Origin of the sequence: Amycolatopsis balhimycina FH 1894, from assembly GCF_000384295.1 — a bacterium.
Lineage (GTDB): Bacteria > Actinomycetota > Actinomycetes > Mycobacteriales > Pseudonocardiaceae > Amycolatopsis > Amycolatopsis balhimycina.
Genome location: NZ_KB913037.1, coordinates 8,876,159 through 8,897,282, shown reverse-complemented (window position 1 = coordinate 8,897,282; position 21,124 = coordinate 8,876,159). Strand labels below are relative to the sequence as shown.

The following is a 21,124-nucleotide window of genomic DNA, read 5'->3' as shown; positions in this document are numbered from 1 at the left end:
ACCCGATCGGGTGCACAACCTCGACCCACGCAAAGGAAACGCAAATGCAGGTCACCACGAGACGTGGCAGTGTCGAATTCGACGGCACCACGGTCACCATCAGGCCCCCGCGGGGTTTGGGCAGCGTTCTCGCCGGCAAGTCCGAGATGTCGGTGCCGCTGCGGGCGATCCGGTACATCGAATTCAGCCCGGCGGTGGCGTTGAAGAACGGCTACTTCCGCATCAACACCGGCCAGCCGCCCCTGACCGGTACGCCGATCCGGCCGGCGTTCATGGAGGCCATCAAGGACGCGCACTCCATCATCTTCACCGGCCGGGAAGCGGACCAGTTCGTGCAGCTGAAGAACGCGATCGAGGAAGCGCTCGACAATGGCCGCCGATGAGGCGAGCGCGTCACCGGACCGGAACGCACTGGTGGCGCTGGCATTGGCGGTACTCGGCGTCGCGGCCGGGGTTTTCGCCTTCAAGCTGCACCTGCGCGGCGGGGACGAAAAACTGTTCACCTACAGCCTGGGTCTTGCCTGCACCGGGTTCTACATGAGCAGTCTCGGAAAGGCGGTGAAGGCGCTCAGGGCCCGGACGGCACCCGCACCGGGCGCCTCGGGCACGGCGCGGATCCTGGCGACAGCCGCGGTCGTGACCCTGGCCGCAGCGATCATCTTCACCTTCTCGTCCGTGCTCGCCAACTACCTGTCGAAGTTCGGCAACCTCAGCGGCGTGGAGATCGCGGTGGGGCTCGTGGCCTCGGTTCTGCCGTTCCTCGGCCCTTTGCTCCTCGCCGCGTTTTACTTCTACTCGCTGCAGCAGTCGCTGTGCGACGCCGGCTGGAACATGGCTGCCGCACTACTGGCGGCACTGGTCTGCGCGGGCGGGTCCGTTGCCGTCTGGTACGGCCTGAACATCTACCTCGGCCCTCTGCTCTACCGGCAACTGGGGCTCTCGTAACACTCGCACCACCGCGACGCAGGGGCCGGCCGGCAGGCCCCTGCGTCAGGCCGGCTTCCGAAGCCGACCTGACCAGGGACTCAGTTCCGGTCCCGTGACCGCCGACGCACCAGCAACACGACGGCGATCAGCAGCACGAGCGCACCCGCCGCCCAGAACCACCACGACGACGGCCCGAAGCTCGACACGGCCGCGGCTTGCGATGTCGTTGTGTCAGAACTGATCGCGCCGGAACTGCCCGTCAGGACGACGTCATTGCCGTCGCCGCCGTGGTAGGAGAGCCGCAATGCGCCGACCGCCGCTCCCTCGGGCAGCCCGTCGAAGGTGCCACTGACCTGGTCGGTTCCCTGGTTGTCGATGATCACACCGGGGCTTTGCGCCGGGGCCGGTGCGAAGGTGCCCGCGAGCTTCACCGCGCCGGTGACGCTCATCCGGGTGGCGGTCAGGCGGGCGCCAGGCCGCTGGGTGTAGGCACCACGCACGGTCATGCCGGTCGCCTCGACCGTCCCGGCGTTGTCCACCGCTCCCTGGACCGTGCCGGTGGCCCGCACCGTACCGGCGGGCTCCACGGCGAGCTGCCGCGCCTGGACCGACCCGCCCAGCGCGAGCGCTCCCTCCCGGACGGTCCAGGTGCCGTCCGGGGTTGTGTGCTTGCCGGTCAAGGTGAGCGTTTCGGCGCCGGTCTTGGTGACACCGTCGGCGGCGTTCAGGGCGCCGCCGAACGTCGTCGCGGCCGTGGCACGGACGGTCAGCTTGCGTCCGGCCACCACAGTGCTGCCCTCGGCGCCGGAGAGGTTGTTGACCGTCTGGTCGCCGGCCCGGGCGAGGTCCAGCGTCGCCCCGGCCGCCGGCAGGTCGACCGCGGTGCTCGCGGTGAGGGAACCGCCGGTGACCGCGAGCGTGCCCGCCTTCACCGTGGTCCGGCCCGTGTAGCTGAGCTCGCCGGTCAGGGTGGTGGTGGCCGGGCCGGCCTGGGTCACCGAACCCTTGCCACCGATCCGGGCCAGTTCGGCACCGCCGGTGGCGTTCTGCACGATCAGCTCGCCGTTGTCGACGATCTTGCCGGTCCGCAGCAGCGAACTGTCACCCCGCGGGCTTCCGTCACCCAGCCGCAGCGACGCGCCCTCACCGATCGTCGTGTCGCCGTCGTAGTTCTGCGGCGCGGTGAAGGTGACCGCGTTACCGCGAGTCGCCGCGATGACGACGTCGCCGCGGCCGACGTCCGCCATCGTGTCGTGGTACTTGCCGCCGGAGATGGGCGCGTCCAGGGTGACCGGGCCGTCGTAGTCGAACTTCAGCACGCTGCGGGCGCCGCTCGGGTCCGCGTGCATGTTGAGGTAGACGGTGTTCTCGTTGCCCGGCAGGAAGAAGCGGTTGTTCGTGCCGTCGCCCCAGGTCACCGTGGCGCCTTCGATGTTGATACCGCGCTTGTTGTCGCGGTGCGGCACGGTGGCGAAGTTCCGGGACGGGTCGCTGAGCGCGGGATCGGTGTCCGACCCGTTGTCCGACCAGCTGTACACGCCCGACATCCGCACCACACCGGAACCCCAGGTGTGGAAGTTGATGTCGTTGCCGTAGTACTGCGAGTAGATGTCGGCGGCGTCGGTGACCACCTCGCCGTCCGGAGCATTGTGGATGAACGACCCCTGGTTGACCACCTTGCGCACGTGCGGCATGGCGGTGAGGTAGTTCACGCTGCCGTAGTCCGCGCCGGTCCCGACGTACAGCGTGCCCGAGAACGGGTGCGTTCCCGGCAGCTCGATGCCGGGCCAGGTGCTCCGCCGTTGCTTGACGAGTCCGGAGCCGCTGATCACGCCCAGGTCCACCTGCCGGTGCACGGCAAGGTCGAGGGTCCCGTCGATCTGGTGGTTGAGCGTGTTCAGCGACATTCCGGGCGCCTGGGCGAAATGCCCGATGATGCCATCCTCGCCGGTTCCGGCCCCGTACTGGAGAGTCGCACCGCGTTGCACGATCACGGCGGGCGGGTCGGGGTTCTCGATCGTGCTCACCGGATGGTTGCCGCCCACCGTGACGATCTTCTGCCGGCGGCGCTCACTCGGCAGGGAGAAGTCACTGTTTTTCACCAGCACCAAGGTGCCCGTTCCACCGACGGTGAAGACCCCTTCACCGCTCATCACGCCCGTGTAGGTCGTGACGCCACCGGTGAGCCGCACGACAGTGTCCCCGCTCAGCGTCACGTCCCGGTTCGCGAGGATGTCGGCGGTGACGTCCCTGCCCCCGGACTGGGCGAACGCGCTCGGCGCCCCCAGGGCCGCGAGGAGGACCGCGGTCACCACCACCGAAAACCAGCAACCGCCACGCCGCACGCGAACGACCTCTACTCCATGATGTTAGCGATAACATTCTTCCGGCGCTCAGTGTTCGTGGCCGGCACAGCCCTGTCAACCCCGTGCGCCCATTGCCCTGGCGTACTCGGCAAAGTCCACTCCGGACTCCGCGTCGGCAGCCTCAGCGCCTGGTCAGGCGTCCCCGTCGCCGGCGTCGCCGCTGTCGGCGTCGCCGCCGGACCGGCCGCCGGTCATGCCCCACAAGAGGAAGGCGAGCAGTACGCCACCGAAGATCGCGGTGGCGGGGTGGCCTTGGACGATGCCGGCGATCACCAACGCGATACCACCGGCCACCATCAGGAAGAGGACGATCACGACAGCGTGCTCCGTCCTCTGCGGAGGGCCAGTCCGGCGAGAACGGCGGTGCCGTCCGGCAGGACCGAGTCGTCGAACACGGCCAGCGGGGAATGGTTGTCCGTGGTGCCGTCGCCCGCACCGAGCAGGACGAAGGCTCCGGGGATCCGTTGCAGGACCCGGGAGAAGTCCTCGCCGCCCGGCAAGGGGTCGGCCAGGTGGCGGAACCGGTGTCCGCCGAGGACCTCGCCGACGGTGCCGGCGACGAACGCCGTCTCCTGGGGGTCGTTGACGGTCAGGGGATATCCGTCGATGTAGGTCACCTCGGCACGCAGGCCGTGTGCCCGGGCGATGGACTCCGCCAAGGTGATGACGGCGTCCTTGAGCCGGGCTTTGGCGGGTGCGGAGAACGTACGCAGGGTCGCTTCGAACTTCGCCGTGTCGGGTATGACGTTGCGTCGCGTTCCGGCGTGCAGGGACCCCACGGTCAGGACCACCGGGTCGAAGATGTCGGACTGGCGGGTCACCAGGGTCTGCAGTGCCGTGACGATCTCGCACACCACCGGGATCGGGTCGTGTGCGCGATGCGGCCTGGCGCCGTGCCCGCCGGAGCCGACAACGGTGACTTCGAGCCCGTCGGAGGCCGCCATGGTCGTGCCGGGGCGGGCCGTGAACATCCCGTGCGGCACGGCGGCGCTGAACACGTGCAGCGCATAAGCCGCGTCCGGTGGCTTTCCCGCGGCATCGAGCACGCCTTCGGCGATCATCGCGGCCGAGCCGTCCCAGCCTTCCTCGCCGGGCTGGAACATGAAGATCACGTCCCCGGGCAACGCGTCTCGCCTCGCCGCGAGCACGTGCGCGGCGCCGACCAGCATGGCGGTGTGCAGGTCGTGTCCGCACGCGTGCATGACTCCGTCGGCACGGGACGCATAGCCGAGTCCGGTGCGCTCGTGCACGGGCAGGGCGTCCATGTCCGCGCGCAGCAACACGACCGGCCCGGGCCGGTTCGCCCGCAGCACCGCGGTCACAGAGCTCAGCGCTACCCCGCGCGACACCTCCAGCGGCAGCCCGTCGAGTGCGGCGAGCACTTTCTCCTGCGTACGCGGCAGGTCCAGGCCGATCTCGGGTTCGGCGTGCAGCCGGCGGCGTAGCCGGACCAGATCGTCGCGTATCGCGGTGGCGTCGTCGTGCACGGACATCGGCGGTCTCCTCGGTGTCGCTGGGCTTCTTGCCGAGAATCGCGGCCGATGTCACCCTGAGGGTCCAGATCCACGATTTCGCTCACTTGGATGGCCCTAAGTGCGGGATGTGCTCACACCTGACGAGATGGATCTGCAGCTCGTGCACACGCTGCAGGCGGCACCCCGCGCGACCTGGCACGAGATCGGCCGGTCACTCGGCGTCGACCCCGCTACCGCCACGCGGCGCTGGCAGGGACTGGTCGAGGCCGGATCCGCCCGGGTCACCGCCTATCCCGACGTCCGGCTGTGGGCGCAGGACCACTGCAACGCGTTCATCGAACTGGACCTCCAGCCGACCGCTCGCGCGCATGCGGTGGAGGTGCTGTCCCGTGTCCCGCAGATCGCCTCGATCTCGATCGTCAGCAGCGGCCGGGACCTGTTCCTGACCGTGCTGACGCCCGATCTGGCGACGCTGTCCCGGCTCGTTCTCCAGAAGCTCCAGCAGCTTCCCGGACTGCGCGGAACGCGGACCCACGTGGTCACCACCGTCTACGGCGAGGGCAACCACTGGCGGCTCGACGCGCTGTCGCCGAAGCGGCGCGTCTACACCCCGCCGAAAACCGGCAACCGGCCCGTCTGGAACGATCACTACCGGGAAGTGCTCAGCGCCCTCGACGACGGCCGCACCCCCGCGGCCGACATCGCGGCCCGCACGGCGAAAAGCGGATCCACCGTCCGCCGCCGCCTCAACGAGATGATCGACGGCGGCCTGCTGTCCCTGCGCTGCGAGGTCGCCCAGCCCATCACCGGATGGCCGGTCGCCGCAACGTTCTGGGCCCGGGTACCCCCCGACGAACTGCACCGGACCGCCGCCACCTTGACCGAACTGCCGGAAGTCCGCCTGTGCGCGGCCACCACCGGAGCGGACAACCTGGTGATGACCCTGTGGCTGCGCTCCCTCGGCGACGTCCAACGCCTGGAAGCGGAACTCGCCGGAAAACTCCCCGCCCTCACCCTGACCGACCGCGCCGTCACGCTGCACGCCGCCAAGCGAATGGGCTGCCTGCTCGACGAAGCCGGCCGGATCACCGACGTGGTCCCCATCGACCCATGGGCATCGGCGGCGCCGCGGTAGCGCGAGGGTGGTGGAGCCGAGGATGCTTCGTCCACAATCCGAGACCGCACGAAGCCACGCTGCGGCAAGACACTCCCAGCGCGGCCCACCGCACCGATCTGGTTCGTGATCGCCTTCTCGCGTCGCCGGGTTGCAGCTCCTGCTCTACGCCCAGCGGCTGAGCCCCAGGCCGGCTCAATCACCGTCTGGCGTCAGCAGCTCCTCGATCTCGGCGATTGCCTGAGCGTTGTCGCGGTAGTGGATTCCGCGGATCCCGATCGCACGGGCGGCGGCGATGTTGGGCTCGATATCGTCGAGGAGAATCATTTCCTCGGGGCGGACCTCGAGCCGCGCACAGCTGAGCTCGTAGATCCGTGGATCTGGCTTGCTCATGCCGACCTCGTGCGAGTAGACGATGTCATCTACGAGGTCCTCGAACCCGTATGCGGCCTGCTCCCGTTCCCGGGCACCGACGAAGCTGTTGCTCAGGATGCCGGTCCGATAGCGCGGGCGCAGCCCCCGGCAATACTCGATCAACTCGGTGTTGCCGGTGCCCAGGTACTGCTCCCAGAGATCCGCCATGATCGCGTCGGCCTGTTCATCGGCAACGCCGAGTCGATCGCTGATCGCCTGACGCACCTCATCCTCGGTGACCACGCCAATGGCCCCGGCTGCCCAGACGTCAGCCAGTCGTCCGCCGACCTCGCCCTCCGCGAGACCGAGCCTGGCCTCCCACCGTCTGCCGACCCCCAGGTCGGGCGCGATCTCCAGTACGTTGCCGATGTCGAACACCGCCGCACGAATCGCCATGATCGCCACCCTATCGGCCGCAGACCAAAACACGGAGGGCAACAGGCCCCGCGCACCGCGCCAAGAACCTGACGCCGAGGCGTGAAACCCAGCATCATCACCGAAGCCGATGCTCAAGCCGCGCGGTTGAGCGACCGTGGCCCGTCTTGTCGACGAGTTGCGCCCGAGGCCGGCGCCGGTGCGCTCGCGGTAGACCTTGATGGCCTCGATCTTCTTGCCCTCACGCAGAAGCCGCAGCACCTCGTGCAGTCGGACTCGGGCTCGGCGATACCGAGGTGGGCCATGATCGCGTCGAGCTTGCGCTCGGTGCGCGTGAGGCGGCGTGCGACGCGCGCGACCTGCCGCTGCCCGCCGGCGGCGCTCACCGTGAAGGCGGTGTCGGACAGGGCGAGCACGGCGGCGATGCGCGCGTGCCCGAGTGCGCTCACCGTCGGATGCAGCCGGACGCAGTCGGCGACGTCGGCCGCGGCGGGTCCGCGCCGGCATTCGACCGCACGAGCCCAAAGCGCGAACGCCGCCTCCGGACGCCCGCCTTCGCGAGGAGCGCGGCGGTCGCCGAAACCTTCAGCAAACGCCGTGGTGGGAGTGAGTTCATCGCAGTGCGTCCGATGCACGATGTATCTCACCCCACAGCCGGGTGGACAACTGGGCACGCCGACCAGTGGGCACGACAGAGCGCCGGCCGGACGGACGAGTGACTTGAGCTACGCGGCGGAGTCGCGGGAACCGGCCGCGCCGACGTCAGGCAAAGGGCGCCGGCAGAGTTCGTGTGCTTCGTCGGCGGACAGGCCGAGCATGCGCAGGAGATCCTCGGCGACCTGGTCGGTCGCCTCCGCGGCGTCACGGCCGGGCCGGTCGTGCAGCAGCTGGCCGAGACACAGCATCGCGCCGGCCACCGTGACCATGGCGAGTTCGGGGTCGCGCACGGTGAACCGACCGGCTTCGACCGCGGCCTCGATGTCCCGGCGGGCCCGGGGCGCCAGCCCGTACTCGGACGTTGCCAGGGCCAGCCCGTTGTTCAGCAGCACCCGGCTCAACTCGGGCTGCAGCCGGTGCAGGCGGCCGCTCAGCCGGAAGCTCTGCGCGAACGCCAGCGCCGGGTCGTCCAGATCCGCGGTCAGTTCGTCGAGCAAGGCGCCGTAGCGGTCCAGCGCGTCTTCCACCGCCGCCTGGTAGAGCTGTTCCTTGCTCTCGAAGTGGTTGTAGAACGAACCCATCCCGACGTCGGCGGCCTGCGTGATCTCCAGGATCGGGACGTTCGTGTTCCCGGCCGCGATGAAGGCCTGAGCCGCCCGGAGCAGCGCGGCACGAGTTCGCGCCTTGCGCCGCGCCGACCGGTCACCGGTCGCTTGCTCGGTCATACCCGCACCTCCCGGGAGCCACCTTAGCTGATCACCTCAGAAATGAGGAAATCGTCAGAATCGCTTGACTGACGGTACCCTCGGGAGTGACGATATCGTCAACAACTTGGGAGGGGCGATGATCGACCACGACGATCCCCACGCCGACCTGCACAGCGAGCAGGGCGCGTTGCCCGGGGAGCACCCGGGAAGGGCGCCCAATCCGGTCATCAAGGTGCACGACCTGGCGTGGCTGGAGTTCGAGAAGCCGGACCTGGCCAAGGCCGAACTGTTCGCCCACGCCTTCGGTTTCACCACGTCGCTACGCACCGCGGACGAGCTGCAGCTGCGCGGTACCGAACCCGGCGCGCCCTGCGTCCTGATCCGCCGCGGCCCGCGCTCACGGTTCACCGGACCGGCGTTCCGGGCCGCCGACCCGACGGACGTGCTTCGCCTGGCGGAGGCGACCGGGCACCAGGTCACCCGCCTGCCGGAGAGCCTCGGCGGCGCCACAGTGGACCTGCACGACCCGAGCGGCGCCCGGGTGCGAGTCGTATCCGGCACGCACGAGCTCCCCGCGCTGCCGGGGCAGAAGCCGCTGCCCCTCAACTTCGGGCACGAGGTCACGCGGGTGAACGCCACCCAGCGGCCGCGGCGGGAGCCGGCCAAGGTGCAGCGGCTCGGCCACGTCGTGCTGCAGACCAGGAAGTACCGCGAAACGCTCGACTGGTACCTCAGCCACCTGGGCCTGATCGTGAGCGACTTCCTCTACTACCCCGGGCAGCGCGGCCGGGGTCCGGTGATGAGCTTCATCCGCTGCGACCGCGGCGGCACCCCGACCGACCACCACACCCTCGCGATGGTGCTCGGCCCGGCGAACCGGTACGTGCACTCGGCCTACCAGGTGCCCGACCTCGATTCGCTCGCCGCCGGCGGCGAGTACCTGCTCGAGCGGGGCTACCGCCGGTCGTGGGGCATCGGCAGGCACATCCAGGGCAGCCAGCTGTTCGACTACTGGCGCGACCCCGACGGATTCCTCGTCGAGCACTTCAGCGACGGCGACATGTTCGACCGCTCGCTCGAGCCCGGCTGGGCGCCGATGACGGCGTCGGGACTGGCCCAGTGGGGCCCGCCCGCCACCAAGGACTTCCTCGGCGTCAAACCCGGCCGGGAAGCGTTCGGCGAGCTGCGCGCCATCATCGGCGCGCTGCGCGAGGAAAACGAATTCGACTTCGACCGCCTGCGCGGCCTGCTGAAAGTAGCTGTGTCATGAGCATTTCCGTCCTGCGTACCGCCGACGCCTGGTGGGTGGCCACCCCGGCCGGGGTGGCCAAGGTCGCCACCCGCGCCACGACCACCGCCCAGCTGCTCGCCGACCGCAAAGCCCTCGAAGCGGCTACTGCCGGCGGCCGCACGGTCGGCGTGGAGACCCTCGAACTCGTCTCGCCGGTCACCGCCCCGTGCCGGGTGGTCGCGCAGATGACCAACTTCGCCTCGCACGTCGAGGACACCGGCGGGAACCCGGACACGGTGCCGCTGACGTTCTTCCGCAAGTCGTCCGGCTCGATCAGCGGCCCGCACGACGACGTGGTGCGCCCCGCCCACGTGCGGCTCCTGGACTACGAAGTCGAGATCGGCCTCGTCATCGGCACGGAGATCCCGGTCGGCACGGAGATCGGTGACGACGTCGCCGGGTACGTCGCGGGCCTCGTGGTGACCAACGACGTCTCCGCGCGCGACATCCAGCTGCCCCAGACCCAGTTCTACGAGGCCAAGTCCTACCCGACGTTCACCCCCACCGGGCCCGCGCTGGTCCTGCTCGACGCCGACGAGCTCAAGCGGTTCACCGATCTGCGGCTGAAACTGAGCGTCAACGGCGAAACCCGCCAAGACCAGACCGTCGCCGACATGATTTACCGGCCCGCCGAGGCCCTTCGGGCTCTCACCCGCTTCCAACGGCTCGACCCGGGTGATCTCGTCCTGACCGGAACCCCGGTCGGCACGGCGTTGTCCGCACCGCCGAAGCCAGTGGAGATCATCGGCTCGCTCCTGCCACCGGCGCTCAAGTGGAAGCTGTTCTTCCGGGGCCAGGCAAGGAATCCCCGCTACCTCCAGGACGGCGACGTCATCGAGGCAGGAGTGGCCACCGACGACGGCACGATCGACCTGGGCACCCAGCGCACGGTGGTGAGGCACGCCCGATGAACGGGAACCTGCTGTGGCCGGAGTACTCGGCCCCCACCGACGTCGCCGCGATCGAGGCCGTGCCGCTGGCGGCACGCGGCCTTCCCGCGTCCACCTACGCCCTGCTGGTCCGCGCCGCCACCACCTGGCCGGACCGCACCGCGATCACCGTGCTGCCGGAAGCCGCGCGCTGGCGCGAATCCCGGCAGCGCACCTTCGCCGAACTGCTCGGCGACGTCCACCGCTACGCGAATCTGCTGCACGAACTCGGCGTCCGCCGGCGGGACGCGGTCGCGCTGATGTCGCCCAACACCGCCGAGCTGGTGCCCGTCACCCTGGCCGCGCAGCTCGCCGGGATCGCGGCACCCCTCAACGGCGGCCTCTCGCGCAAGCACCTCGCCCAGCTCCTCCGCCGTTCCGGCGCGCGGGTGCTCGTCACCGCCGGGCCCGAGCTGTCGTCGGCCGTCTGGGAGACCGCGCAAGCCCTCGCCCAGGACGGGCATGTCGACTCTCTCCTGGTCCTCCGGCCCACGGGGGCCGCCGAGCCGGTCCCGGACCTGCCGAGCCTGCCCGGGGTTCGCGTCGGCTACCTCGGTGAGCTGGCGGCCGGGCAGGACTCGCCGGTGTTCCTCGGTGCACCACCGAGTCCGGACGACCTGGCCGCGTTCTTCCCGACCGGCGGCACCACCGGCGCACCGAAACTGGCCGCGCACACCCACGCCGGCGAGATCGCCGACGCCTGGATGCTGGCCGCCAACTCGCTGCTCGACGACGACGCCAGGCTCTTCGCCGCGCTGCCGCTGTTCCACGTCAACGCCCTGGTCGTGACCCTGCTCGCGCCGCTGTTCAAGGGACAGGCCACGGTCTGGGCCGGGCCGCTGGGCTACCGTGACGTCCAGCTCTACGGCGAGTTCTGGAAGATCGTCGAGCACCACCGGATCTTCTCGATGAGCGCGGTCCCCACCGTTTACGCGGTGCTCGCGCAGTGCCCGGTCAACGCGGACATCAGCAGCTTGCGCTTCGCCATGGTCGGCGCCTCTCCCCTGCCGGCCGCCGTCCGCGAAAGCTTCCAGGCCCACACCGGCATCACGCTCGTCGAAGGCTACGGCCTGACCGAAGCGACCTGTGCCAGCGCGCGCAGCTTCCCCGACGCGCCCCGGCCCGGCTCGGTCGGACAGCGGCTGCCCTACCAGCGGATGAAGGCCGTGCGCGTCCGCGAGGACGGCACCTGGGAAGACCTCCCACCCGCACACACCGGCGTGCTCGCGATCAGCGGCCCCACGGTGTTCCCCGGCTATGTCACCGGCCGCGACGAGCACGGCCACGTCCTCGACGGCCTCGGCAAGCTCGTCGACGGCTGGCTGGACACCGGCGACCTCGCCCGCCTCGACTCCGGCGGGTTCGTGTATCTCGCCGGCCGTGCCAAGGACCTCATCATCCGCGGTGGCCACAACATCGACCCCGCGCTCATCGAGGACGCCCTGCTCGCCCACCCCGCGGTCACCGCCGCCGGCGCGGTGGGCCGGCCCGACGCCCACTCCGGCGAGGTCCCCGTCGCCTACGTGACGCTCGCTGCCGGTTCCGCGGTCACCGAGCAGGAACTGGGCGACTGGGCCCGCGACCAGGTCCCCGAGTCCGCGGCGGCGCCGAAGACCGTCACGGTGCTCGATGCCCTGCCGCTGACCGACCTCGGCAAGCCGTACAAGCCCGCCCTGCGTGCCGACGCCACCCGCCGCGAACTCACCGAAGCCCTGGCCGGCGTCCCCGGGGTGCTGGACGTCGAGGCCGAGATCGACGACGGCGCGGTCGTCGCGGTAGTACGGACCACAGGCGAAGACTCCGCGATCAAGGCCGTCCTCGGTCGCTACGCGATCGGCTGGCGCCTGGCAGGTGCCTCGTGACCGACGTACCCGTGGTGATCATCGGTGCGGGCCCGACCGGCCTCACCGCCGCCACCCTGCTGGCCCAGTACGGCATCGAGTCCCTCGTCCTCGACCGCTGGGAAACGATCTACCCCCAGCCCCGCGCCGTCCACCTCGACGACGAGGTCTGCCGCATCCTCGGCCGGCTCGGTCTCTTCGAGGAGTTCGCGGCGATTTCCTGGCGCTGCAACGGGTTGCGGCTCGTGGACCGGGACATGCACGTGCTCGCGGAGTTCCGGCGCGACGCGGCGCACGGCAGGCACGGTTATCCCGAGGCCAGCATGTTCGACCAGCCCGAGCTGGAAGCGCTCCTGCGCTCGGGACTGAAGCGGCACAGCGTGGTCACGCTGCGCGGCGGTGCCGAGGTCACCTCTCTCGCCCCGGAGGCCGGTGGTGTGCGTGTCACGTTCACCGAGTCCGGCCGACCGGACTCCGTGCTCGCGAAGTACGTCCTCGGCTGCGACGGAGCGAACAGCCTGACCCGTACCTCGATCGGTGCCGTCCTGCGCGACCTCGGGTTCACCCAGCGCTGGCTCGTCGTCGACATCCGCGCCGACGTCGACCTCGGCGCCTGGGAAGGGGTGCACCAGGTCTCCGACCCGGGCCGCGCCGCCACGTACATGCGCATCGGCGAGAACCGCTACCGCTGGGAATTCCAGCTGGCCGACGGCGAAACGGCCGACGACTACCGCGCACCGGACGCGCTGCTCCCCCTCATCAAGCCGTGGACCGGGGAGGCACCGGCCGATCGCCTGGACATCCTCCGTGTCGCCGAATACACCTTCCGCGCCCAGGTCGCCGACCGCTGGCGCGATCGGCGGGTCTTCCTCCTCGGCGACGCCGCCCACCTCACCCCGCCGTTCATCGGCCAGGGCATGGGCGCCGGAATGCGCGACGCGATGAACCTCGCCTGGAAGCTCGCCGGCGTGCTCGACGGGACACTCGCCGAAACCGTCCTCGCCAGCTACGAGACCGAACGCAAACCCCACGCCACCACCATGATCAGGCTCGCCAAGCTGATGGGCACCGCCATGACCGAAGGCGGCGAACTCGGCAACCTCCTCCGCCGCGTCGCCGCCCCCCGCCTGCACCTCGTGCCCGGCCTGCTCAAGCGCGTGCTCCAAACCGAAACCCCGGCCCTGCACCGGTCCGCCCTGGTGGTGCGCCCGCCGCTGCGGCATTCCCTGGCCGGCCGGCAATGCCCCAACGCACCGATCGACGGCGACCGGCGCCTCGACGACGTGACAGCCGGGCGGTTCGCCGTCGTCAGCGCCGCCGAGCCGTCGCCCTCGCAGCGCGCGGACATCGAACAACGCGGTGCCGTGCTCGTGGTCGCCCGGCCGGGCAGAGTCCTGCACGACTGGCTGCGCCGCGGCTTCGCCCACGCTGCCGTCGTCCGTCCCGACGCGACGGTCCACAGCGCCGGGCGCGACTTGGCCGCCCTCTGCACGGCGATACCTCCTTACCGCGCAACCCCGTGAAACGGGACCACACGCGTGGCCGCGACAGCGCGGCCGGGTCACTACGCGATACTGGCCGGGGTGCTCAACAGTGCCGGCACCCGGATCGAACCGGGCATCGAAGCGCCCGTCCCGCTGAACTGACGAAGCACACCGCCGCTGGGAAGCCGGCGGGCGGGGGTCTATCCCGTGATCGGTATTTCCGGCGTTGTTGATCAGTAGGTTTCGGCTCAATCCGTGCGGGGCGGGGACACCCACGGGGCCGGGTGTCACGGCCCGGTGTAGGAGACCGAGAACGAGTTGCCGCCGGAGGGATCGGAGGGCGTCGAGTAGGTGACGCCGTTCTGCACCAGCGTGATCTTGTTGTTCGCGGTGAGGCCGGCATTGGCGCCGTTGGCCGTGGCGCCGGTGAAGCTGAACGTCGTGAACCGCGGCGGCGGGCCCACGGCACCGTTGACCGTGGGCGTTTCCTCGATCCACTCCACCGACGCGTCCGGGCCGGCGTAGGCGAGGGCGCCGCGGAAGGCTTCACCGGTGGTGTCGTCGGTGAGCGTGATGCGCCAGGCGGTGCTGGTGGGGCTCTTGGTCAGCGTGGCGGTCATCGCGTCGCCGCCGTGGATCGTCAGCGGAAGCGGGGATTCGGCGGCCGGGAGGATCTCCCACCACGCGTGGTAGGTCGCCCTGCCGTTCTCGACGTAGGCCGCGGTACCGGTTTGTATCAGGTTCGAATTGGCGAACCCGTCGATGCCGACCCACTGCGACGAGTAGTGGTTTCCGGAACCGGAGACCGTCGGCACGGTCCAGTGCCCGGTCACGGCGGTGTAGGTCCCGGTGAGCGCGTACCCGGACCAGTTCGTGGACGTGGACGCGTTGTGGGCGTGCGCGAAGGCGGCGTTCGCGACACCGCCGGCGGCCGGAGCCGCGGCGAACGCGACACCGGCCGCGGCGACCGCCACGACCGCGAAAGCACGTAGGACTTTGCCGGACATCGGACCCACTCCCCCTGGTTCCCGCCTCTGGTGACGGGACCACCGTGACACCGGCCGTCGACAATCCGCCGACAATCCGTCGACAGAGCCGCCGTCACCGCCCGGCCGGGGCGAAGATGTCCTCGCATGTGAGCCAGTCCGGGCCAGGGTGTGCTTGTCGTATCGGGTCGCCTGGCTGGTCGATCTCGTCCGCGACGGCGACAGCCCCGGCCGACGCGAACGTGTTCCAGGCTCACCTCGGCGGTGAGCCCGCGATCAAGGCGTCCGCCTCGCTGTTCCAAGACCCCGCTCCGCACGGACCGCTTCAGGTGACGCGAAAGACCGGCCAGCCGATCTCGGTGCGCCACGCAGCGGGATCGCTTACGTCACGAGGGCCGGCAACGTAGACCTCCCGCACCGGCCCGGCCACCGACATCGCGTTCTCCACCACCCAGGTCCCGAGTTCGCCGTACGTGACCTCGATGCCGTCGTGCTCGCCGACGTGGGTGGTGACGGCCAGTTCCGCGGCCGGAAGAACCGCGGGGTGCACGCGTCCGGTGCGAGGTGGCGCAGCGGTGGGCAGGTAGACGAGCAGGTGACCGCGTTCCTGTTCGAAAAGGGCGTTGTCGTAGCAGCCGCCCGGCGGTCCGGTCACGGCGGCGCCGACAGCCGCCTCCAGTTCGGCCATCGCGCCGGCGTACCAGGTCTCGACGTCGCGATGCCCGACTATGGCCTCCACCGCCGCGACCGTCCTGGCGGGCTCCGCACGCAGCTCGACGTCGATCGGCGCGGGGTCGGGCCGGAGCAGGCGCCGCAGCGACACGACCGCGGCCCGGGTGCGGTCGAGCACGTCCTCGAGGCGTTGCAGGTGGTCCGCGACCAGGGCCGCCCGGACACCGGGGTCGGGGGTCCGCAGGATTCGCTGCACGTCGCTCAGGGGGACGTCGAGTTCGCGGAGCCGGTGGATGACCTGCGCGGCCGGGATCTGGTCGATGCCGTAGTAGCGGTAACCGGTGGTCTCGTCCACCACGGCGGGTTCCAGCAGGGCCGCCTCGTGATACCGACGCAGGGTCCGCACGCTCAAGTGGGTCAGCCGCGAGAACTCTCCGATGCTCAGCACCTCTCCATTCTGGACTCTCTCCCCGGGGGAGAGTCCAAGGCTTGACCCTCCCACGCCGCGAGCTCACACGATGGGCTCATGACACAGCACACCGATCTCCCGTCCGATCTGCTCCCGGCCACCGTGCGCGAGTTCTTCGCCGCCCACGTCGTCCGCGACGCCGACACCGCCTCGTCGTTCCTCACCGAAGATGCGGTGCTCGTCGACCAGGGCGAGACCTTCCGCGGCAAAGAGGAGGCCCACGCGTTCCTGCGGGACGCCGGGTCCGAGTTCGAATACACGACCGAGCAGATCGGCGCTCGCCGCGTCGATGACGCCCACTGGGTGGTGACCGTGCGGCTCGAGGGCACTTTCCCGGGTGGTGTCGCCGAGCTCGACTACCGGTTCACGTTGCGGGATGACCTCATCGCCGAACTCGTCATCGCCAACCACGCAGCCTGACCGAACTCTTCAATGGAGAGAGAAATGTCCAGTTCAGATCGTGATCGTCTTGACGGTCGCCGGGCGCTGGTCACGGGCGGTTCGAAGGGCTCGGGCAAGGCCGTCGTGGAGAGGCTGCGAGAGATGGGTGCCGACGTGTACGTGACGGCGCGAACAATGCCCGACGGGTACGAGCACCCCGACCGGTTCATCGAAGCCGATCTGATGACGATCGAAGGCACCAACGCGGTGGCCGCTCGAATCGCCGAGGCCGGCGGCGCACTCGACATCCTGGTGCACGTCGTCGGAGGTGCGTCGACGCCGGCCGGCGGATTCGCCGTCATCACCGATGATCAGTGGCTCACTGAACTGAACCTCAACTTCCTGGGAGCGGTGCGGCTCGATCGAGCTCTTCTCCCGGCGATGATCGAGTCCGGGGCGGGCGTGGTGCTGCACTTCACCTCGATCCAGCGCGAACTACCCCAGTACGACGCGTCCCTGGCGTATGCGGCAGCGAAGGCCGCTCTGCGCACGTACAGCAAGGGACTGGCCAACGAGCTCGCCCCGCGCGGCGTACGGGTCAACGCAATCAGCCCCGGCGGGATCGAGACCGAAGCCTACGAAAGATTCGTGGACCGCATCGCCGAGGGCAACGGACTCACCCGTGAAGCAGCCAAGCAGACCATCTACGACTCCCTCGGAGGAGTGCCCCTGGGACGATTCGCGAACACCGGGGAGATCGCGGACCTGGTCGGTTTTCTGGTCTCGGACCGCGCCTCGGCCATCGTGGGCGCCGAGTACGTGATCGACGGCGGCACCGTTCCGACTGTCTGAGCGAGGAGAACATATGACTACGCAAGTCACGGACCGGTCCACCGCCCAGCCGGTCGGACCGCCACCACCCTTCGATCCGGAGCTCGCTCCCGTCGTCGAGATGCTGACCAGCCTGCGCCCTCCCGACGCGTACCGTTCGGACAACATCGTCGAGATGCGCAAGCCCGTCCCTGGTGTGGAGACCCCGACCGACGAGATCCTCTCGCGCGGTGGCGCCTACAGCGTGGAGGAGCGGGCGGTGCCCGGGCCGGCCGGGGAACCGGATATCTCGCTGCTGATCTGTCTCCCGAAGCACGCGGCGACCCCGACTCCGGTGATCTACCACATCCATGGCGGCGACATGATCGTCGGAGACAACCGGTTCGGCCTGGCCGAGATGGTGAACCTGGCCGAACCGATGGGCATGGCCGTGGTCTCGGTCGAGTACCGGCTTGCACCCGAGACACCCCACCCAGGTCCCGTCGAGGATTGCTACGCGGGCCTGGTGTGGGTGTCGGATCACGCCCACGAGCTCGACATCGACCCTGAGCGCATCGTCATCGGCGGTGCGAGCGCCGGCGGCGGCCTCGCGGCAGGTGTCACCTTGATGGCACGCGACCGCAACGGCCCGGCCATCCTGGCCCAGCTGCTCCTGTCGCCGATGCTTGACGACCGCAACGACTCGCCCTCTGCTCAGCAGATGCGCGGCATCGGCATCTGGGACAGCTCCTCGAACGAGACCGGATGGAACGCGCTCCTCGGCGACGGCGTTCGCGGAGGACCGGACGTGTCTCCGTACGCTGCGCCTTCCCGCGCCGCAGACCTCGCTGGCCTGCCGTCCACGTTCGTCGACGTCGGGTCGGCCGAAACGTTCCGGGACGAGGACGTCGCCTACGCAAGCCGCATGTGGCAGGCGGGCTGTCACGTCGAGCTGCACGTCTGGCCCGGTGGGTTCCACGGGTTCGACGTCGTGGTTCCTCATGCCGTGATCTCGCAGGACGCCATCGCTGCTCGGGTGGCATGGCTGCGCCGTCAGCCAGGGCGTGTTTCCCCGGTGAGGCGCTGAGCTGGGCCGAGCTGCGCGCCGTCCGCGCCCGACAGCTCCAAGACCGAGACGAGAAGGACCGGCAAGAGGCGCGCCGCGACGAAGGTCAAAACGAGTACGACGACCGGCGGGAACCTTCGGTGACAACCTGCATCGCGGCATGGGTTACTGACCGGCCCGTTGATCCGCGTCGGGGCGCTGGCGATCGTCCAGTACGTAGACGACGCTGGCCTTTCCGTCGGGCGCGGAACGGCGTTCGACATGGAACAGCGTGGTGGCTTCGATCAGGCCGCTGAGTTTCGGGTATCCGTAGTTGCGGGCGTCGAAGTCCGGGCGCCGTTTGAGGATGATGTTTCCCACGGCTCCCAGCGGCGCCCAGCCGTCCTCATCGGACGCCGCGTCGACCGCGCTGCGCAGCAGCGTGACCAGGCCGGTGTCCTGCTTCAGCTCAGCGGCTGATCGTCGCGGGTTTGGCTTCTCCGTCACGCCTACCGGGCTCACTGTGCTGGTCACGCGGACTAGATTTTCGGTGTAGACGAACTTGTCGCACGCCGCGACGAACGGAGCCGGTGTCTTGCGTTCCCCGAATCCGTACACCGTCAGCCCGGACTCCCGCAGCCGTGACGCGAGGCGGGTGAAGTCGCTGTCGCTGGACACCAGGCAGAAGCCGTCGAATCGCTCGGTGTAGAGCAGGTCCATCGCGTCAATGACCATCGCCGCGTCGGTGGCGTTTTTGCCGGTGGTGTAGGCGAACTGCTGCATCGGCTGGATCGACGCGGTCAGCAGCTGCTCCTTCCACCCACGCAAGTTCGTGCCGGTCCAGTCGCCGTAGGCGCGTTTGACGTGCGCGGTGCCGTACTTGGCGACCTCGGCCAGCAATCCGTCGACGATGCCCGGCTGGGCGTTGTCCGCATCGATGAGCACAGCCAGCTTCGCCGCGTCGGAGTTCACCACGAACGTCGTCCCTTCATCCGCTCCATCGATGATCGTCCGGCGACGCGCCCGAGCGTGCGACTCCGCGATCTTTCCCGAGCGTGCACGACGTCGGCTTCCGTGGCAACGGGACGCCCCGAGGTGGCGTTCGGTACTGCCCCATCGGGGCGTCCTGCGAAGCAGGCCGGTCTCGGGTCATTGAACCCGCCCTTGGGCTTCTTGACGAGCTACTCGCGCAGCGTGTCCGTCCACAGCCGCAGGACGCGGGAACCGACCTCGAGCAGCAGGGCCCGGACCGAGTCGAAGTGTTCGGCCGCCGTGCCGGGCGGGAGGCCCGCCTCGGCCGTCACCGTCTCCGCGGTGATGCTCGCGAGGCCGCCGCGCTGCGCCAGGCGGACGGCGGCATGCACGAGCCCGCTCTCGCCATTCGGGGTCGATCGGCTACAGCCAGTCGTGCTCACGGGCGTATCGGGCCGCTTCGTGGCGGGTGCGGGTCTGGGTCTTCTGCATCGCGTTGGACAGGTAGTTGCGGACCGTGCCCTCCGCGAGGTGCAGCTGCCCGGCGATGTCGGCCACCGAAAAACCCTCACGGGTCGCGCGCAGGACGTCCAGCTCGCGGTCGGTCAGCGGGCAGTCGTCGACGACGGCGAGGGCGGAGACGTCCGGGTCGATCCAGCGCTTGCCCGCGTGCAGGGTCTTGATCACCGAGGTGATGTGGGCCGGTTCCGCCGCCTTGCTGACGAAGCCCTGGACGCCGAGTTTCAGCGCCTTGCGGAGCACGCCGGGGCGGGCGTGGCGGGTCAGCATCAGGATCACCTGCTCCGGCCGGGCCCGGCGGATCTGCTCGACCGCGCCCAGCCCGTCCACGCGGGGCATCTCGAGGTCGATGACCAGCACGTCCGGCCGGTGTTCGAGGGTGGCCGCGATCGCCGTCTCGCCGTCGTCGGCCTCGGCCAGCACCGTGATCTCGCCTTCCAGCGGCAGCAGCGCGGCCAGTGCTTTGCGGAGCAGGGCTTCGTCGTCGGCGAGCACCACCGTCGTCATCGTCGGGCCTCCTTCGGCGCTTTTGGGGGTCCGGGTGGCGAAGCCCCCGGTTGTCACGGCGCGGGGAAGGCCGCCGCGGTGCGGAAGCGGCTGCCGGAGTGCGAGACTTCCAGCTCGGCGCCGTGCTCCGCCAAGCGCTGCCGGAGCACCGCGAGCCCGCCGAGCTCGAGCGGGCCGGTGTCCGGGGCGCCGTCGTTGACGATCGCGATCCCGCGCCGGGTGAGCGTGATTCCCACCTGGCGGGCTTCGGCGTGCCGCAGGATGTTGGTCGTCGTCTCGCGCAGGACCTGGCCGAGCAGTTCGCCCGCGGCGGCGTCCACTTCGGACTCGCGCGTGACGCGGACGTGGATCCCCGCGGCCTCGAAGAGGTTCTTGGCGTTCTCCAGCTCGGCGGACAGGTTCAGCCGCCGTTGGGCGTAGGCGAGTTCCCTGGTCCGGACGATGGTTTCACCGACCAGGTCGTGCACCTCACGCAGTTCCTCGCGCGCCCGATCCGGTTCGCGGTCCAGCAGCTTCTCGGCCAGCGCCACCTTCAGCTTCACCACGTGCAGGGTGTGCCCCTGGATGTCGTGCAGGTCGGACGCGAAGCGCACCCGCTCCCGGGTGACGGCGAGGTCCGCTTCGCGCTCGCGAGACTGCTCGAGCTCCGCGATTAGGTCGAAGAAGCGCTGGCTGACGAACATGAACGCGGTCGAGACCAGCATGGCGACCGCGGGCACGGCGGCGAACTGGAACAGCCGCCAGCCGATCCGGTCGTCGTGCACGAGGACGTTCGCCGCGCCCAGCCCCGCGATCAGGACCGTCAGCCCGGCCAGCGCGGCGAGCCGGTGGCGGGGCAGCGGCGGGATGAGGTACGACCCGACGACCGAAAGCCCGAAGAACGCGGCCGTGTCGTCGGTCAGTGACCCGGCCAGCCAGACCACCGCGGTGACGGCCAGACTCGGCCGCGCGACGCGGAGGTAGTCGCCCGCGGTCCAGCGTTCGGCCGTCGCCAGCGCCGCGAGCAGCCCCACGACCTGGATGACGACGTGCCACCAGGACCGGGCGGTCACCAGCAGCAGGAACACGCCGACGAGCGCCAGCGGCGGGACGGTCGTGATCAGGTTCAGCCGGCGTAGCCGTTCCTGGACCTTCCCACCGGTCCAGGACGTCCTGCGCGCGATCGCCGGCATCTCCACCAGCC

At 69.8% G+C, this 21,124-nt stretch carries 21 protein-coding genes; 10 read left to right on the top strand and 11 right to left on the bottom strand.

Going from position 1 to position 21,124, the window contains the following annotated elements:
• Window positions 1-44 precede the first annotated feature (44 nt).
• Window positions 45-383 (top strand): DUF4429 domain-containing protein, encoded by a 339-nt coding sequence (locus A3CE_RS0140990; RefSeq protein ID WP_020645920.1) that lies wholly within the window; start codon window positions 45-47, stop codon window positions 381-383.
• Window positions 370-945: a hypothetical protein gene (locus tag A3CE_RS0140985; RefSeq protein WP_020645919.1), complete on the top strand. Its 576-nt coding sequence runs from the start codon at window positions 370-372 to the stop codon at window positions 943-945. The genes A3CE_RS0140990 and A3CE_RS0140985 overlap by 14 nt, the downstream gene beginning before the upstream one ends.
• Window positions 946-1,025: 80 nt before the next feature.
• On the opposite strand, the gene A3CE_RS0140980 is transcribed toward A3CE_RS0140985, so the two are convergent.
• The 3 genes from A3CE_RS0140980 to A3CE_RS0140970 all read right to left on the bottom strand — a co-directional run bounded on the left by A3CE_RS0140980 (window position 1,026) and on the right by A3CE_RS0140970 (window position 4,786).
• A complete protein-coding gene (locus A3CE_RS0140980) occupies window positions 1,026-3,272 on the bottom strand; it encodes an autotransporter-associated beta strand repeat-containing protein (protein WP_020645918.1) in 2,247 nt (748 codons plus the stop codon).
• Between the two features lie 153 nt (window positions 3,273-3,425).
• Window positions 3,426-3,608: a hypothetical protein gene (locus A3CE_RS0140975; protein ID WP_020645917.1), complete on the bottom strand. Its 183-nt coding sequence runs from the start codon at window positions 3,606-3,608 to the stop codon at window positions 3,426-3,428.
• Window positions 3,605-4,786 (bottom strand): M20 metallopeptidase family protein, encoded by a 1,182-nt coding sequence (locus A3CE_RS0140970; RefSeq protein WP_020645916.1) that lies wholly within the window; start codon window positions 4,784-4,786, stop codon window positions 3,605-3,607. The genes A3CE_RS0140975 and A3CE_RS0140970 overlap by 4 nt, the downstream gene beginning before the upstream one ends.
• Window positions 4,787-4,913: 127 nt before the next feature.
• Between A3CE_RS0140970 and A3CE_RS0140965 the strand changes: the two genes are divergently transcribed.
• Window positions 4,914-5,903, top strand: a complete 990-nt coding sequence (locus A3CE_RS0140965; RefSeq protein ID WP_020645915.1) for an Lrp/AsnC family transcriptional regulator — start codon at window positions 4,914-4,916, stop codon at window positions 5,901-5,903.
• A 174-nt stretch (window positions 5,904-6,077) separates the two neighbouring features.
• On the opposite strand, the gene A3CE_RS0140960 is transcribed toward A3CE_RS0140965, so the two are convergent.
• The gene (locus A3CE_RS0140960) at window positions 6,078-6,932 is read right to left on the bottom strand and encodes an HAD family hydrolase (protein ID WP_020645914.1); all 855 of its coding nucleotides are present in this window, start codon (window positions 6,930-6,932) and stop codon (window positions 6,078-6,080) included.
• A gap of 464 nt (window positions 6,933-7,396) precedes the next feature.
• Window positions 7,397-8,053 (bottom strand): TetR/AcrR family transcriptional regulator, encoded by a 657-nt coding sequence (locus A3CE_RS0140955; RefSeq protein WP_020645913.1) that lies wholly within the window; start codon window positions 8,051-8,053, stop codon window positions 7,397-7,399.
• Window positions 8,054-8,171: 118 nt separating this feature from the next.
• On the opposite strand from A3CE_RS0140955, the gene A3CE_RS0140950 reads away from it, so the two are divergent.
• Genes A3CE_RS0140950 through mhpA form a run of 4 tightly spaced genes read left to right on the top strand, consistent with a single transcriptional unit; the run spans window position 8,172 to window position 13,619 of the window.
• Window positions 8,172-9,305 (top strand): VOC family protein, encoded by a 1,134-nt coding sequence (locus A3CE_RS0140950; RefSeq protein ID WP_020645912.1) that lies wholly within the window; start codon window positions 8,172-8,174, stop codon window positions 9,303-9,305.
• Window positions 9,302-10,237: a fumarylacetoacetate hydrolase family protein gene (locus A3CE_RS0140945; RefSeq protein ID WP_020645911.1), complete on the top strand. Its 936-nt coding sequence runs from the start codon at window positions 9,302-9,304 to the stop codon at window positions 10,235-10,237. Before A3CE_RS0140950 ends, A3CE_RS0140945 begins: the two co-directional genes overlap by 4 nt.
• Window positions 10,234-12,117 carry an acyl-CoA synthetase gene (locus A3CE_RS0140940; RefSeq protein WP_020645910.1) on the top strand — a complete coding sequence of 628 codons (1,884 nt, stop codon included), beginning with the start codon at window positions 10,234-10,236 and terminating at the stop codon, window positions 12,115-12,117. Before A3CE_RS0140945 ends, A3CE_RS0140940 begins: the two co-directional genes overlap by 4 nt.
• A complete protein-coding gene (mhpA, locus tag A3CE_RS0140935) occupies window positions 12,114-13,619 on the top strand; it encodes a bifunctional 3-(3-hydroxy-phenyl)propionate/3-hydroxycinnamic acid hydroxylase MhpA (RefSeq protein ID WP_020645909.1) in 1,506 nt (501 codons plus the stop codon). The genes A3CE_RS0140940 and mhpA overlap by 4 nt, the downstream gene beginning before the upstream one ends.
• A 248-nt stretch (window positions 13,620-13,867) precedes the next feature.
• On the opposite strand, the gene A3CE_RS0140925 is transcribed toward mhpA, so the two are convergent.
• On the bottom strand, window positions 13,868-14,587 hold the full coding sequence (locus A3CE_RS0140925; RefSeq protein ID WP_020645907.1) for a G1 family glutamic endopeptidase: 720 nt from the start codon (window positions 14,585-14,587) through the stop codon (window positions 13,868-13,870).
• Window positions 14,588-14,891: 304 nt separating this feature from the next.
• Window positions 14,892-15,686, bottom strand: a complete 795-nt coding sequence (locus A3CE_RS0140920) for a MerR family transcriptional regulator (protein ID WP_020645906.1) — start codon at window positions 15,684-15,686, stop codon at window positions 14,892-14,894.
• Between the two features lie 78 nt (window positions 15,687-15,764).
• On the opposite strand from A3CE_RS0140920, the gene A3CE_RS0140915 reads away from it, so the two are divergent.
• The 3 genes from A3CE_RS0140915 (at window position 15,765) to A3CE_RS0140905 (ending at window position 17,985) form a co-directional block, all read left to right on the top strand.
• A complete protein-coding gene (locus A3CE_RS0140915) occupies window positions 15,765-16,127 on the top strand; it encodes a nuclear transport factor 2 family protein (protein ID WP_020645905.1) in 363 nt (120 codons plus the stop codon).
• Between the two features lie 12 nt (window positions 16,128-16,139).
• Window positions 16,140-16,940, top strand: a complete 801-nt coding sequence (locus A3CE_RS0140910) for an SDR family oxidoreductase (RefSeq protein ID WP_312024833.1) — start codon at window positions 16,140-16,142, stop codon at window positions 16,938-16,940.
• 100 nt (window positions 16,941-17,040) lie between these two features.
• Entirely contained in the window at window positions 17,041-17,985 is a 945-nt protein-coding gene (locus A3CE_RS0140905; protein ID WP_245589674.1) for an alpha/beta hydrolase, read from the top strand.
• Window positions 17,986-18,129: 144 nt separating this feature from the next.
• On the opposite strand, the gene A3CE_RS0140900 is transcribed toward A3CE_RS0140905, so the two are convergent.
• The 4 genes from A3CE_RS0140900 to A3CE_RS0140885 all read right to left on the bottom strand — a co-directional run bounded on the left by A3CE_RS0140900 (window position 18,130) and on the right by A3CE_RS0140885 (window position 21,119).
• The gene (locus A3CE_RS0140900) at window positions 18,130-18,918 is read right to left on the bottom strand and encodes an NYN domain-containing protein (protein WP_020645902.1); all 789 of its coding nucleotides are present in this window, start codon (window positions 18,916-18,918) and stop codon (window positions 18,130-18,132) included.
• A 206-nt stretch (window positions 18,919-19,124) separates the two neighbouring features.
• Complete coding sequence (locus A3CE_RS0140895) at window positions 19,125-19,307, bottom strand: TetR family transcriptional regulator (protein ID WP_020645901.1); 183 nt, start codon at window positions 19,305-19,307, stop codon at window positions 19,125-19,127.
• A 31-nt stretch (window positions 19,308-19,338) separates the two neighbouring features.
• Entirely contained in the window at window positions 19,339-19,941 is a 603-nt protein-coding gene (locus A3CE_RS0140890; protein ID WP_020645900.1) for a response regulator transcription factor, read from the bottom strand.
• A gap of 53 nt (window positions 19,942-19,994) precedes the next feature.
• Entirely contained in the window at window positions 19,995-21,119 is a 1,125-nt protein-coding gene (locus A3CE_RS0140885) for a sensor histidine kinase (RefSeq protein WP_020645899.1), read from the bottom strand.
• Window positions 21,120-21,124: the final 5 nt, after the last annotated feature.

Bases quoted from the DNA above. Each gene is read 5' to 3' on its own strand.
- A3CE_RS0140950 (WP_020645912.1), top strand. From the start codon at position 8,172: ATGATCGACCACGACGATCCCCACGCCGACCTGCACAGCGAGCAGGGC.
- A3CE_RS0140915 (WP_020645905.1), top strand. From the start codon at position 15,765: ATGACACAGCACACCGATCTCCCGTCCGATCTGCTCCCGGCCACCGTG.
- A3CE_RS0140905 (WP_245589674.1), top strand. From the start codon at position 17,041: ATGCTGACCAGCCTGCGCCCTCCCGACGCGTACCGTTCGGACAACATC.
- A3CE_RS0140970 (WP_020645916.1), bottom strand. From the start codon at position 4,786: ATGTCCGTGCACGACGACGCCACCGCGATACGCGACGATCTGGTCCGG.
- A3CE_RS0140925 (WP_020645907.1), bottom strand. From the start codon at position 14,587: ATGTCCGGCAAAGTCCTACGTGCTTTCGCGGTCGTGGCGGTCGCCGCG.
- A3CE_RS0140965 (WP_020645915.1), top strand. From the start codon at position 4,914: ATGGATCTGCAGCTCGTGCACACGCTGCAGGCGGCACCCCGCGCGACC.
- A3CE_RS0140955 (WP_020645913.1), bottom strand. From the start codon at position 8,053: ATGACCGAGCAAGCGACCGGTGACCGGTCGGCGCGGCGCAAGGCGCGA.
- A3CE_RS0140945 (WP_020645911.1), top strand. From the start codon at position 9,302: ATGAGCATTTCCGTCCTGCGTACCGCCGACGCCTGGTGGGTGGCCACC.
- A3CE_RS0140890 (WP_020645900.1), bottom strand. From the start codon at position 19,941: ATGACGACGGTGGTGCTCGCCGACGACGAAGCCCTGCTCCGCAAAGCA.
- A3CE_RS0140940 (WP_020645910.1), top strand. From the start codon at position 10,234: ATGAACGGGAACCTGCTGTGGCCGGAGTACTCGGCCCCCACCGACGTC.
- A3CE_RS0140990 (WP_020645920.1), top strand. From the start codon at position 45: ATGCAGGTCACCACGAGACGTGGCAGTGTCGAATTCGACGGCACCACG.
- A3CE_RS0140985 (WP_020645919.1), top strand. From the start codon at position 370: ATGGCCGCCGATGAGGCGAGCGCGTCACCGGACCGGAACGCACTGGTG.
- A3CE_RS0140910 (WP_312024833.1), top strand. From the start codon at position 16,140: ATGGAGAGAGAAATGTCCAGTTCAGATCGTGATCGTCTTGACGGTCGC.